This is a genomic window from Tardiphaga sp. vice154, from assembly GCF_007018645.1.
In the GTDB taxonomy this organism is placed as follows: domain Bacteria; phylum Pseudomonadota; class Alphaproteobacteria; order Rhizobiales; family Xanthobacteraceae; genus Tardiphaga.
The window spans coordinates 5070380-5084206 of the sequence record NZ_CP041399.1; the positions used below are offsets into that span (position 1 = coordinate 5070380).

Here is a 13827-nt window from a genome sequence, read left to right on the forward strand (position 1 = left end):
AAGGCCGGGCGGACACCGCCCCACGCGAAGTCAGCCTACATCGGTATGGTAAATGAGAGGTTTACAGGCGAGGCACCGCGGAGCCCCGTTCCTTCTCTCCGTGGAGGGAGAGCCGACGCCATAGCTTCCCTCATCGGAAGAATACCCAGTTGGTCAACAGGAACACCGGCATCAGGATGGCGCCGGACCACAGCATGTAGCCGAAGAAGCTCGGCATCCTGACGCCGGCATCGCGCGATCGCATAGACCATGAAGTTCGGCGCGTTGCCGATATAGGTGTTGGCGCCCATGAAGACCGCGCCGGCCGAGACCGCCGCCAGCATGGCCGTCCCAGTGGTCATCAGGAATTTCGCATTGCCGCCGGCGAATTCGAAGAACACCAGATAGGTCAGGGCATTGTCGAGGAAGGAGGACAGCGCGCCGGTCAGCGAGAAGTAGGCGGAGATGTTCGGCGTGCCGTCGGCATGCGTCACCAGCCGATCGCAATCGACAGCAGCAGCAATCCCCACCACAGCGACAGCGCCGCGCCGTCAAGCTGCGCGTGACCCGTCATCCTTTGAGGAATTCGCCGGCCTTATAGAGCGAGCGGAATTCCACGCCAGCCTTGGCGAAGGTCTCAGCGGCGCCCTCGTCGCGATCGACCATCGTAAAGACCAGCACGACATTGCCCCCGGCCTCGCGCACCGCGTCCAGCGCCTTGACCGCGGAGCCGCCGGTGGTGGTGACGTCCTCGACGATGACGATGCGCTTGCCTTCCAGCGTCTCGCCCTTGGTGAGACCTTCGACGGCGAGGCGGGCGCCATGCTCCTTCGGCTTCTTGCGGACGAAGAACGCCGAAATCGGGTGGTTCTTCAGCCAAGACAATTGCGCGATGGCGCCGGCCAGCGGCACCGCGCCCATTTCCAGCCCGCCGACGTAATCGAGATTGTCCTCGCGCAGCGCGTCATAGGTCAGCTCGGCGAGCAGCGCGGCCCCTTCGGGGTGGCACATCGTCGGCTTCAGGTTGAAATAGAAGTTGCTGGTACGGCCCGAGGCCAGCGTGATCTCGCCATAGCCGAACGAGCGTTCACGGATGATGTCGAACAGGCGGGCGCGGGCGGCTGATTTGGTCAAGGTAATCTCTTTCCATGAAGTCGCGGCAATCTAGACCCCACGGCGCAGACATTCCAGCGCCGAAGCACGATCTGCAATAGATGCAGGTCAATTTGGCCGGGCCTGCCGGCGATGCTACAGACGTTAAACCCCCGGGGAGCCCGCATGACCATCGAACTGCATACGTGGAATACGCCGAATGGCCGCAAGATCGCGGTCGCGCTCGAGGAAATGGGGCTGCCTTACCGCGTCGTCCCCATCAACATCGCCAAGGGCGAACAACAGAAGCCGGACTTCCTGGCGATCAGCCCGAACAACAAGATTCCGGCGATCGTCGACCCCGAGGGCCCGGACGGCGTGCCGGTCAGCGTGTTCGAATCCGGCGCGATCCTGCTCTATCTCGGCGAGAAGACCGGCAAATTCCTGCCCAAGCCGCTGCTGCAGCGGATCCCGGTGTATGAATGGCTGATGTGGCAGATGGGCGGCTTTGGCCCGATGCCCGGCCAGGTGCATCATTTCATCGCGCTGGAGAACGAGGCGGAGCGCGCCTACGGGCTGAAGCGCTTCTCCGACGAGACCCGCCGGCTGTACGGCGTGCTCGACCGGAGGCTGGCGACCCACGACTTCGTCGCCGATGAGCTGTCGATCGCCGACTTCGCAATCCTCGGCTGGGTCTGGCGCCACCAGCGCCACAAGGTCGACCTGGCGGATTTCCTGCATGTGGCGCGCTGGTACGAAACGCTGATGGCGCGCCCTGGCGTGAAGCGCGGTTTCGAGGTGAAGCTGGATTGATGCAGTAGCCCGGATGAAGCGAAGCGCAATCCGGGGCCGGCGCTTCCATTGAAGCTCTCCCCCCGGGATTGCGTCGACGCGCCGCTGAAGCGGCGCGGCGACTTCATCCGGGCTACGAACCTCAATGCGCCTCTTCCCAGTTGTTCGCCGCGCGGGCATCGACCTGCAGCGGCACATGCAGCAGCACCGCCGGAAACGGCGCGTCCTGCATGACGTGCTGCACCACCGGCAAGGTCGCCGCGACCTCGTCGTCGGGCACCTCGAAAATCAGTTCGTCGTGCACCTGCAGCAGCATTTTCGCCGACAGATTCTTCTCGGCGAGCGCCTCCTCCATCCGCACCATGGCGCGGCGGATGATGTCGGCGGCGGTGCCTTGCAACCGCGCATTGATCGCGGCGCGTTCGTTGAAGGCGCGAATCGAGGCGTTCGACGCCTTGATGTCCGGGTAGTGGCACTTGCGGCCGAACAACGTCTCGACATAGCCGTGCAACCGGCAGAAATCCCGCGTCTGGTCCATGTAGGCGCGGATGCCGGGGAAGCGCTCGAAATACTTCTTGATGTAGGCGCCGGCTTCCTCACGGGGGATGCTCAACTGATTGGCGAGGCCGAACGCCGAGATGCCGTAGATGATGCCGAAATTGATCGCCTTGGCGCGACGCCGGATATCGGCCGGCATGTCCTTGACCGGCACGCCGAACATTTCCGAGGCCGTCATCGCGTGAATGTCGATGCCCTCCTGGAACGCGGTGCGCAAAGCCGGCACGTCGGCGACTTCCGACAGCAGCCGCAGCTCGATCTGCGAATAATCCGCCGATACCAGCTTGTGGCCGGGGGCTGCGACGAAGGCGCGGCGGATCTTGCGGCCGTCCTCGGTGCGCACGGGAATGTTCTGCAGGTTGGGTTCGTTCGACGACAGCCGCCCGGTGGTGGTCGCGGCCAGCGCGTAGGTGGTGTGGACGCGGTGCGTCTGCGGATGCACGTAATTCGGCAGCGCGTCGGTATAGGTCGAGCGCAGTTTCGAGACCTGCCGCCAGTCGAGAATCTTGCGCGGCAATTCGTGGCCCTGCTCGGCCAGCTCATCCAGCACCTGCGCCGAGGTCGACCACGCGCCGGTCTTGGTCTTCGAGCCCCCCGGCAGGCCCATCTTGCCGAACAGCACATCGCCGAGCTGCTTCGGGCTGCCGATGTTAATTTCCTCGCCGGCGATCTCGCGGATCTCGGCCTCGATGCGCGCGGCGGTCTGCGCGAAATCCGCCGACAATCTCGACAGCACCTGGCGGTCGATCGAAATGCCGCGCCGCTCCATCCGCGCCAATACCGAGATCAGCGGCCGCTCCAGCGTCTCGTAAACCGTGGTCATGTGCTCAGCGGCCAGCCGCGGCTTCAGCACGCGCCACAGCCGCAGCAGCACGTCAGCATCTTCCGCGGCATAGGCGGTGGCGCGGTCGATCGTGACCTGGTCGAACGCCACCTTGGCCTTGCCGGAGCCGATCACCTCGCCGTAGCTCAGCATCTTGTGGCCGAGCCATACTTCCGCCAGCGCCTCGAGGCTGTGTGCATTGCGCCCGGCATCGAGCGCATAGGACATCAACTGCACGTCGTCATGATTGCGGATGGTGACGCCGTGCTGCGCGAACAGCACCGAGGTGAATTTGATGTTGAAGCCAATTTTCAGCAGCCCCGCGGACTCCAGCAGCGGCCGCAGCGCGTCGAGCGCGTCCGACGCCTTGATCTGGTCGGGCTCCAGCCCCGACGCGAACAGGCCGGCGGCGTCGCCGGACTGCTTGTGGTTCAGCGGCACGTAGCAACCATCATTGGGCCCCAGCGCCAGCGCGATGCCGACCAGATCGGCCTGCATCGGATCGATCGATGACGCCTTGGCTTCGAAAGCGACATGGCCGGTATCGTGGATGCGCGCGATCCATCTGTTGAGATCATCGAGCGTGCGGACGGGCTTGTAGGCCTCGCGATCGACCGGGGTCTTTCGCGCAGCGGCGGCGCGCGCGGCGGCAAAGGCAACCGTGGTGAGCTGTTGCTTGTCGCCCTGGCCCGTGGTGTGCGCGCTGAACGTGCCACCCTTGAGGTCGCTCCCTCCCCCCCTGCGGGGGAGGGTTGGGGAGGGGGGTGAGCCCAAAGCGCCGGCGTCGGAGCCGGTGCCCCCCCCTTCCCGGCCCTCCCCCGCAAGGGGGGAGGGGGCATTGCTGCCGGCGTTCCAGTCGCTGCCGTCGCGACGCTTGCCAGCGACACCGCCTTCGGCCTCGATGTCACTTGGATCCAGCTGCGAATATTCCGCGACGCGCCGCGTCAGCGTGGAGAATTCCATCGCCTTCAGGAACGCGATCAGTTTTCGCGCGTCCGGCTCATGAACCGCGAGCTCGTCGAGCGGCACGTCGAGCACCACCTTATCATCGAGCAGCACCAGCTGCCGCGAGATCCGCGCCTTCTCGGCGTGTTCGATCAGCGACTCCCGCCGCTTCGGCTGCTTGATCTCGCCCGCCCGCTGCAGCAGCGTTTCGAGGTCACCATACTCGTTGATCAGCTGCGCCGCGGTCTTGATGCCGATGCCCGGCACGCCCGGCACATTGTCGACGCTGTCGCCGGCCAGTGCCTGCACCTCGACCACCTTGTTCGGCGGCACGCCGAATTTCTCGATCACCTCGGCAATGCCGAGCCGACGGTCCTTCATCGTGTCGTACATGGTGACGCAATCGGTCACGAGCTGCATCAGGTCCTTGTCAGACGACACGATGGTCGCGGTGGCGCCGCGTTCGCAGGCCTCGCGTACATAGGTCGCGATCAGGTCGTCGGCCTCGAACCCGCCCTGCTCGATACTCGGCAGATCGAAGGCGCGCACGGCGTCGCGGATCAGCGAGAATTGCGGGATCAGATCGTCCGGCGCCGGCGGCCGGTGCGCCTTGTATTCGGGATATAGCTTGTTGCGGAAAGTCACTTCGCTCTTGTCGAAGATGATCGCCAGATGGGTCGGCCGGTTGTCCGGCGGCATGTCGCGCAACAGCTTCCACAGCATGTTGCAGAAGCCGAGCACGGCATTGACCTGCAGCCCGTCGGACTTGCGGGTCAGCGGCGGCAGCGCGTGATAGGCGCGGAAAATATAGCCGGAGCCGTCGACCAGGAAGACATGGTCGCCCTTCGACAGGGCTTTGGCGGCGACGGGCTGGGCGGCGGCGGTTTCTGAGGTTTTCGGCATGGCGGCAATTTAGGGATTTTTGGCGGGGAAAGACACCCCCAACTCCTTTGTCATCGCCCGCGAAAAGCGGCGATCCAGTACACGCCGGCCGGTGTTTACTGGATCGCCCGGTCGAGCCGGGCGACGACAGTTGAGTGTAAGGAACCTTGCATCCACGGCAGTTCCATGAGCCCCTGAACGACCATATCGCCCGCAGGAAGACCCCCGATGCCCGAACTCGCCGAACTGATGGACAAGATGAAGGCGGTGGAGACCGAGATCGAGACCGAACTGTCGCGGCGGCGCGAGGAGCTGCGTTTCCACATCGAGAACCGCAAAATCGTATTCGACCGGAGCATCGAGGAGCTGCAGCGCGCCATCAAGGTGCGGGCCTCGAAATATCTGTTCAACGCCAATCCGCTGATCGTGCTGACCGCGCCGGTGATCTATTCGCTGATCGTCCCCTTCGTGCTGGTCGACCTGATGGTGATGGCCTATCAGGCGATCTGCTTTCCGGTCTACGGCATCCCCAAGGTGCGGCGCCGCGACTACCTCGTGTTCGACCGCCACCATCTGGCCTATCTCAACATCATCGAGAAGATAAATTGCGCCTACTGCTCCTATTGCAATGGCGTCGCCGGCTTCGTCCGCGAGGTCACCGCGCGCACCGAGATCTATTGGTGCCCGATCAAACACGCCCGCCGCATGCTGGGCCCGCACCCGCATTACGTCGGCTTCGCCGATTTCGGCGACGCCCAGGGTTTTCGCGACAGGATGGCGGCGCTGAAGGATGGCGTGAAGCTGGACCGCCCCCCGAACGCGATGTGAGCCGCTACTCCGCCGGCTGCAGTGCTGCGGGTTTGCGCTTTGGCGCGATCCAGAACCTCTCCGGCCGCTCGAACAGGAAGGTCGCGCCGACCAGCAGCGCCAGCCGCCAGATAATCAGCGCGCCGATGATGCCGCTGAGCGTGACCAGCAGCGCGATGGTGCCTATGTCGAGCGAAGCGAACTTCAGCAGCAACACCCGCGCCGTGGCCATCGGCAGGAAGAAGGCGAGATAAATCACGATCGAATGCTCGCCGCAGAAACGCAGCAACTGCAGCCACTGCATTTTTGCCAGCAGCGTTCCCGCCACGATGATGGCCACCGCGCCGGCGAAGCCAAGCGCCAGCGACACCACCGGCCATCCACTGATACCGGCATGGACCAGCGCGCCATTGACCAGCGCCCAGGCGACGAGGCCCGCCAGCGCCTGCACGGGTTTTGCGCGGGCACGGTCCGACAGCGCAAACACCTGCGTGGCAAACAAATAGCCGGAATAGAAATACACGAACCGCGAACAGAACTCGTCGATCATCGTCCAGCCGGTGACGATATGCGCGGTCTCCAGCAGCGCCGCGACGCCCCACACCAGCCACGGCGGCACCCGGCGCAGCGCCTTGGTCAGCATGAAGAACACCGGCAGCATGTAGATGAACCACAGCGTCCCGAACGGCTCGATGTAGGATTGCAGATAGAGCGCTGCGACCCCGCCCCAGCCGCCGTGCTCGGCGGCAAGGCCCGGCGCCTTGAAGGCGAACTGGATGGTCACCCACAGCGCGTAGAAATAGACGAAGTGCACCACCTTGCGGTCGAGATAGGTGCGCCAGTCGCGATCGATGACGCGGGCCAGGAACAGGCCGGAGATCAGGAAGAAGTCCGGCATGCGGAACGGCTTGGCGAATTCCACCAGCCCGTGCATGTAGCCGGTCTGCCCGGCGGCCAGTTCGACCCGCAGCACCGAATGCATCATCACCACCATGACGATGCAGATGCCCTTGGCGTAGTCGACCCAGTCGATCCGCTCCGAGCCGGAAAGCGCCGCCCGGTCGACGACCGCGAAACTGCCGCTGGTGGTCATGGTGATCCCTCGTGGTCCGCCCTGCCTGTTGGCGCCATTATCGGGGAGCACCAGTTTATACCACCTTTCCGGGATCGCGGAATCTGCGGTTCTCAGCGGATTGTGATGAATGGATTACCGCTTTTGCCCTGCGGCATTGCCTGCGCTAAGACGCCCGAAGCCGCGAGAAAGCATTAACCATTGACCCGCTCCTTCGACACGCCCCTCCCGATCGACGACGTGCTCGGCGACATCGCGCAGGCGCTGGCGCGCAGCAATGCCGCGGTGCTGGTGGCCCCTCCCGGCGCCGGCAAGACCACGCGGGTGCCGCTGGCGCTGCTGGATGCGCCGTGGCTGAAGGGCAGAAAGATCATCATGCTGGAGCCGCGGCGCATCGCCGCCCGCGCCAGCGCCGAACGGATGGCGAAGACGCTAGGCGAGCGCGTCGGCGACACCGTCGGCTACCGCGTCCGCTTCGGCTCGAAGATCTCGCGCAACACCCGCATCGAGGTCGTCACCGAGGGTATCTTCTCGCGCCAGATCCTCGACGACCCCGAACTGACCGGCGTGGCCGCCGTGCTGTTCGACGAATTCCACGAGCGCTCGCTCGATGCCGACATGGGGCTGGCGCTGGCGCGCGACGCGCAAATCGGCCTGCGCGAGGACCTGCGCATCCTCGTGATGTCGGCGACCATCGACGGCGCGCGGATCGCCAGGCTGCTCGGCGACGCGCCGGTGATTGAAAGCCTCGGCCGCGCCTACCCCGTCGAGACGCGCTACCTCGGCCGCAAGGCGGACGCCCAGATCGAGCGGCAGATGGCCGACGCCATCGCCACCGCTTTGCGTGCCGATCCCGGCTCGGTGCTGGCGTTCCTGCCGGGCGCCGCCGAAATACGCCGCACCCAGACGTTTCTCGCCGAGCGCATCCATGATGCTTCGATCGAGATCGTGCCGCTGTTCGGCGCGCTGGACGCCGCCGTGCAGGATCGCGCGATCCAGCCGGCGCCTAAAGGACTGCGCAAGGTGGTGCTGGCGACCTCGATCGCCGAGACCTCGCTGACCATCGAGGGCGTCCGCATCGTGGTCGATTGCGGCCTCGCCCGGGTGCCACGCTATGAGCCCGACATCGGCCTGACCCGGCTGGAAACCGTGCGCGCCTCGCGCGCCGCGGTCGACCAGCGCCGCGGCCGCGCCGGGCGCACCGAGCCCGGCATCTGCTATCGGCTGTGGGACGAGCCGCAGACCGCGTCCTTGCCGGCCTATACCCAGCCGGAAATCCTCAGCGCCGACCTCACCTCGCTGGTGCTGGATCTGGCGCAATGGGGGGTCGCCGACCCGGCGCAGCTCGCCTTCCTCGACGCGCCGCCCGCGCCCGCGCTGAAGGAGGCCCGCGCGCTGCTCCGCGAGCTCGGCGCGCTGGATGGCGATGGCCGCATCACCTCCGAAGGCGAATCGCTGCGCGCGCTGGCGCTGCCGGCACGGCTGGCGCGCATGATCGTGGATTCGCATCGGCTGGGCTGCGGCGAGGACGCCGCCGATATCGCCGCGATCCTCACCGAACGCGGCCTCGGCGGCGACAGCGTCGATCTCGATCACCGGCTTGAGCAATTCCGCCGCGACCGCTCGCAACGTGCGCAGAGCGCCCGACAACTGGCGCAGCGCTGGGCTTCACAAGTTGCATCAAATGAAAAAGCCACAAGCTCCGCGCTATCAGCTCCCTCCCCCCTTGCGGGGGAGGGTCGGGGAGGGGGGTCCACAGGCGAGAGAGTCGCGTTTGGGGCTACCCCCATCCCCGACCCTTCCCCGCAAGGGGGAAGGGAGCACCACGGCCTGCACCCAGCCGCAGATAATCTAACCACCGGCGTGATGCTCGCCCTCGCCTTCCCCGATCGCGTCGCCAAAAACCGTGGCAAGGGCTCCTTCGTGCTCGCCAATGGCCGCGGCGCGTCGATCGACCAGACCCAGGCGCTGGCACGCGCGCCCTATATCGCCGTCGCCGAACTCACGGGCACCGCCGCCAACGGCCGCATCCTGCTGGCGGCGCCAATCGCCCAGGCCGATATCGAGACGCGCTTCGCCGACCAGATCGAGGCGATCGACGAGATCACCTTCGACCGCGCGGCGATGGCGCTGCGCGGCCGGCGCAAACGCATCCTGCACGCCATCACGCTGTCGGAGCAGCCGTTTGCGCTGGCTGCCTCCATGGCCACGGCGCCGGTTCTCGCCGACGGCCTTGTCGCCGCCGGGATCGATCGGCTGCCATGGTCGAAACCGCTGCAACAGTGGCGCGGCCGGGTGATGTTTTTGCGCGCCGCGGAGGGCGACGCCTGGCCGGACCTGTCCGACACGGCGCTGGCCGAGAACCGGCAGGCCTGGCTGATGCCGGCGCTCTACGACACGCTGTCGCTGAAGGAGTTTTCGGCCGGCGACATGTCGGACGCGCTGATCGCGTTGTTGCCGTGGGAAAGCCGTGCCCGGCTCGACAAGGAAGCGCCGACGCATTTCGAGGCGCCGACCGGCACGATGCTGCCGATCGACTATGAGGCCGAACAGGGCCCGACCATTGCGGTGCGCCTGCAGGAACTGTTCGGGATGAACCGCCATCCCGCGGTCGCGCGCGGCAAGGTGCCATTGGTGCTCGAACTGCTGTCGCCGGCACACCGCCCGGTGCAGGTGACGCGCGACCTGCCCGGCTTCTGGCGCGGCTCCTACCAGGACGTCCGCTCCGACCTGCGCGGGCGCTATCCCCGCCATCCCTGGCCGGAAGACCCCGCCAGCGCCGCGCCGACACGGCGGGTCAAGCCGCGGGGGACGTGAAGCTCAGGCGTCGGCGTTCACCTCTCCCCGCTGGGGAGAGGTGAAGAGAAGGCAACGCCAGCGGGTTGGTTCGCTACCGCTTTCGCGGAGGACGACACCTGAGTTTGGGGCGGCTAATCCGCCCACATTAACCCGTTACTCATCCTTTTCGCCAAAATAGCAGCAACGGCTTCCGTCCGGAACGGACGGTGCCGAAGGCATGTGATGAGATCGTCCTCTATCGGCGGCGATCAGTGGGGTTGGCGTATGCGTGGCATCATGTTCCTGGCGGCGATCCTGATCGGACTGGGCACCGTGATGGCGCAGGTCGCTGACCGGATGACGACCGTCACCCCGGCGATGGCCAAGAGCACGCTGAGCGCCGCCCGGCAGGACAGCCCGCCCACCGGCCGCAGCCTCAGCCTGTCGAGCGATCCGCGCGGTCATTTCCAGGCCGAAGGCCGCATCGAGGGCCAGCGCATCGGCTTCATGGTCGATACCGGCGCCTCGGTCATCGCTTTGAACGAAAAATCCGCCGCCCGATTCGGCCTGCGGCCGTCGCGCGCCGACTACAACGCCAACGTGACCACCGCCAACGGCACCATCAAGGCCGCCCGCACCAGGCTCGCGATGGTCGAAATCGGTGGGCTGGTGGTGCGCGATGTCGAAGCGATGGTGCTGCCCGACGAGGCGCTGTCGGAGAACCTGCTCGGCCTGTCGTTCCTGTCGCGGCTGAAGCGCTTCGAATATGCCAACGGCCGCATGGTGCTCGAGCAGTAAGGCATCCCGACATCGGGCCAGTGTCGCAGCGATGACACGCGCTTGCCTTTCCAGCGCCGCGTGGTTTGGCTAAGGCTGGGGAACTGTTCCCTACAGCGAGGCCGCCGATGTTTCCGAAGCCGAAGCCCCTTCTCGTCCCCAACACCTATGCCTACGAATCCGAGCCGATGGTGAAGGCGACCGGTTTTCGCGAATACGACGCGCGCTGGCTGTTCGGCAAGGAAATCAACCTGATGGGCATTCAGGCGCTGGGCATGGGGCTCGGCCGACTGATCGCCGAACTCGGGCAGAAGCAGGAGATCGTCACCGGCCACGATTTCCGCGGCTATTCCGCCTCGATCAAATATGCGCTGATGACCGGCCTGATGGCTGCCGGCTGCAAGGTCCACGACATCGGCCTCGCGGTGACGCCGATGGCCTATTTCGCGCAGTTCGATCTCGACGTGCCCTGCGTCGCGATGGTCACCGCGTCGCATAACGACAATGGCTGGACCGGCGTCAAGATGGGCATCAACCGCCCGATGACCTTCGGCCCGGACGAGATGAACCGCCTGAAGGAGATCGTGCTGAACGCCGAGTTCGACAACAAGCCCGGCGGCTCCTACCAGTTTCACGAGAACTATCCGGCGCGCTACATCGCCGATCTCACCAATCGCCCGAAGCTGAAGCGCAAGCTCAAGGTCGTGGTCGCCTGCGGCAACGGCACCGCCGGCGCGTTCTCGCCGCAGGTGATGGAAGCGATCGGCTGCGAGGTAATCCCGCTCGACGTCGAGCTCGATCACACGTTTCCGAAATACAATCCGAATCCCGAAGACATGGAGATGCTGCACGCGATCCGCGATGCCGTGCTCGAGCACAAGGCCGATGTCGGCCTCGGATTCGACGGAGACGGCGACCGCTGCGGCGTGGTCGATAACACCGGCGAGGAAATCTTTGCCGACAAGGTCGGCGTGATGCTGGCGCGCGACATGTCGGCGGTGATCAAGGACGCGACCTTCGTGGTCGACGTGAAGTCGACGGGCCTGTTCGTCACCGATCCGGTGCTGCAGGCGCAGGGCGCCAAGACCACCTACTGGAAGACCGGCCATTCCTACATGAAGCGCCGGACCTTCGAGACCAAGGCGCTGGCGGGCTTCGAGAAGTCCGGGCACTTCTTCTTCAATGCGCCGGTCGGCCGCGGCTATGATGACGGGCTCGTGTCGGCGATTGCGATCTGCGAGATGCTCGACCGCGCGCCGGGCAAGACCATGGCTGATCTCAAGGACGCGCTGCCGAAGACGTGGTCGTCGCCGACCATGTCGCCGCATTGCGCCGACGAGACCAAATACGGCGTCGTCGCCGACGTCGTGAAGCACTTCGAGGCCGCGCAGGCGAATGGCGATCAGGTCGCCGGCCAGCCGATCCGCGATCTCGTCACGGTCAACGGCGTCCGCGTCACCTGCGCCGACGGCTCGTGGGGCCTGGTGCGGGCGTCATCCAACAAGCCGGAACTGGTGGTGGTGGTCGAAAGCCCGGTGTCGGAGCAGCGTATGCACGACATGTTCGAGGCGATGAACGTGGTGCTGCGAACGCATGCGGAAGTCGGCGCGTACAACCAGACGATCTGAGGAGCGGCGCGGCTCTTTCTTCCCCTCTCCCACGGCCGCCGCATAGTGGCGGCTGGCGGGAGAGGGTGGCTCGAAGCCCCGCGAAGCGGGGTTCGAGACGGGAGAGGGGGCGCTTGCCGCAAAGCACCGTCGCTAGCGGCTTTCCCTCTCCCGCCTCGCTACGCTCGGCACCCTCTGCCATGACGCAAAGCTTCGCTTTGCTGGGGGAGAGGAAAAAAAGGACTACGCCGCGCGGACCGAGGCCAGGAAGCCGTCCACTTCCGAGCGCAGCCGCTCCGATTGCGCGGACAGGCCGTTAGCCGCGCCGAGCAGCTTCGACGCCGCAGCACCCGCTTCCGAGGAGGCCTGGGCGACGCCACCGATATTGTCATTGACCTCGCTGGTGCCGCTGGCAGCCTGCTGCACGTTGCCCGAAATCTCGCGGGTCGCCGCGCCCTGTTCCTCGACGGCAGAGGCGATCGCGTTGCTGATGTCGTTGATCTCGGCAATGGTGTTGCCGATCGCCAGAATCGCGGCCACGGCCTGACCGGTGGCGGCCTGGATGCTCTGCACCTGCGCCGAAATCTCTCCGGTGGCCTGCGCGGTCTGGTTGGCCAGCGCCTTCACTTCAGAGGCAACCACGGCGAAACCGCGACCGTGCTCGCCGGCGCGCGCCGCCTCGATGGTCGCGTTGAGGGCCAGCAGGTTGGTCTGGCTGGCGATGTTCTGGATCAACGTCACGACGTCGCCGATCTTTTGCGTATCGCCGGCCAAGCCCTCGACCACGGCATTGGTGCGGCGCGCCTCTTCGGCGGCCTTGCCGGTAACTTCCGCAGAACGGGCTGCCTGATGAGCGATCTCACTGATCGAGGCCGAGAGTTGCTCAGTGGCCGACGCCACGGTGCCAACATTCATGGAGGCCTGCCGGGAGGCCGCGGCCGCGGCGTCGGTCTGGCGCGACGTCTCCTCGCTGTTGCAGCTCATCACCGCCGACATGCCCTGCATTTCGACGGCCGCCACGGCGACGGCCTCGACGATATGCCCGATCTTGCGCTCGAAGGCATCGGCCAGGCCGCGCAGGGCGGCGTCCGATTCCAGCTTGGCGCGGCGCTCGGCCTCGCCACGCTCGGCGTTGGCGCGGGCTTCTGCGGCGTTTGCCATGTCGGCCTCCGCGGTCTTCGCAGCCGTGGTCGCAAACAGCCGCTCGAGCTGGTGGGCAAGCCAGACCAGCACGCCGGCTTCCATCACCAGCACCACGGCATGCAGAACGACGCGGCCGAGATCGCTGCCGCCCGGGAAGATCGCCGCGGGGACCAGGAAGTTCAGAGCCAGGTGATGCAGCGCCACCGCCACGGTGCCGGCCACCACCGTCCGATAATCGCAATAGGCGACCAGGCAGGCCAGTGCGGCGAAGAAGTACATGTGGACGTCGATCTGCCATGCGTGGCCGGCCAACTGGTAAGTAAACATCGAGACGCCGCCCATCACCGCGACCGCGACCACCAGGCACGTCGATAGGCCGTTGCCGCTCGTTTTCCACGAAGCCGTCGCCACGGCGGCAAGGATCGCGGTGAACAGCGTCGGCAGCAGCCAGTCGCCGCCGCGCGTCATGCCGATGGCCAAGGCGATCGGCACATGCAGCCAGAGCAGCGCGATCAGCATCTTGCTGGCGGTTTCACGGAGCGCGTCGAGACCGCTATTGCCGAGAGTCATCG

The 13827-nt window shown here is 65.8% G+C and carries 9 protein-coding genes and 1 pseudogene; 5 read left to right on the top strand and 5 right to left on the bottom strand.

Features of this window, described 5'->3' with window-relative positions:
* Window positions 1–130: 130 nt before the first annotated feature.
* A pseudogene (locus tag FIU28_RS23820) lies at window positions 131–476 on the bottom strand (sodium:proton antiporter); the annotation flags it as partial.
* A 73-nt stretch (window positions 477–549) separates the two neighbouring features.
* On the bottom strand, window positions 550–1113 hold the full coding sequence (gene pyrE, locus FIU28_RS23825) for an orotate phosphoribosyltransferase (RefSeq protein WP_143575579.1): 564 nt from the start codon (window positions 1111–1113) through the stop codon (window positions 550–552).
* A 144-nt stretch (window positions 1114–1257) separates the two neighbouring features.
* On the opposite strand from pyrE, the gene FIU28_RS23830 reads away from it, so the two are divergent.
* On the top strand, window positions 1258–1884 hold the full coding sequence (locus tag FIU28_RS23830; RefSeq protein ID WP_143575580.1) for a glutathione S-transferase family protein: 627 nt from the start codon (window positions 1258–1260) through the stop codon (window positions 1882–1884).
* Window positions 1885–2005: 121 nt separating this feature from the next.
* Here the strand turns inward: FIU28_RS23830 and polA are convergent, their stop codons facing one another.
* Window positions 2006–5092: a DNA polymerase I gene (gene polA / locus FIU28_RS23835; protein ID WP_143575581.1), complete on the bottom strand. Its 3087-nt coding sequence runs from the start codon at window positions 5090–5092 to the stop codon at window positions 2006–2008.
* 207 nt (window positions 5093–5299) lie between these two features.
* On the opposite strand from polA, the gene FIU28_RS23840 reads away from it, so the two are divergent.
* Window positions 5300–5899: a hypothetical protein gene (locus FIU28_RS23840; protein ID WP_143575582.1), complete on the top strand. Its 600-nt coding sequence runs from the start codon at window positions 5300–5302 to the stop codon at window positions 5897–5899.
* A gap of 4 nt (window positions 5900–5903) precedes the next feature.
* On the opposite strand, the gene FIU28_RS23845 is transcribed toward FIU28_RS23840, so the two are convergent.
* Window positions 5904–6971 carry an acyltransferase family protein gene (locus FIU28_RS23845; RefSeq protein ID WP_143575583.1) on the bottom strand — a complete coding sequence of 356 codons (1068 nt, stop codon included), beginning with the start codon at window positions 6969–6971 and terminating at the stop codon, window positions 5904–5906.
* Between the two features lie 180 nt (window positions 6972–7151).
* Between FIU28_RS23845 and hrpB the strand changes: the two genes are divergently transcribed.
* The 3 genes from hrpB to FIU28_RS23860 all read left to right on the top strand — a co-directional run bounded on the left by hrpB (window position 7152) and on the right by FIU28_RS23860 (window position 12133).
* Window positions 7152–9767 (top strand): ATP-dependent helicase HrpB, encoded by a 2616-nt coding sequence (gene hrpB / locus FIU28_RS23850; protein WP_143575584.1) that lies wholly within the window; start codon window positions 7152–7154, stop codon window positions 9765–9767.
* 246 nt (window positions 9768–10013) lie between these two features.
* On the top strand, window positions 10014–10526 hold the full coding sequence (locus FIU28_RS23855; RefSeq protein WP_143575585.1) for a TIGR02281 family clan AA aspartic protease: 513 nt from the start codon (window positions 10014–10016) through the stop codon (window positions 10524–10526).
* 107 nt (window positions 10527–10633) lie between these two features.
* Window positions 10634–12133 carry a phosphomannomutase/phosphoglucomutase gene (locus FIU28_RS23860; RefSeq protein WP_143575586.1) on the top strand — a complete coding sequence of 500 codons (1500 nt, stop codon included), beginning with the start codon at window positions 10634–10636 and terminating at the stop codon, window positions 12131–12133.
* Between the two features lie 222 nt (window positions 12134–12355).
* Here the strand turns inward: FIU28_RS23860 and FIU28_RS23865 are convergent, their stop codons facing one another.
* Window positions 12356–13825, bottom strand: coding sequence for a methyl-accepting chemotaxis protein (locus FIU28_RS23865; protein WP_143575587.1), 1470 nt, complete (start codon window positions 13823–13825; stop codon window positions 12356–12358).
* Window positions 13826–13827 lie beyond the last annotated feature (2 nt).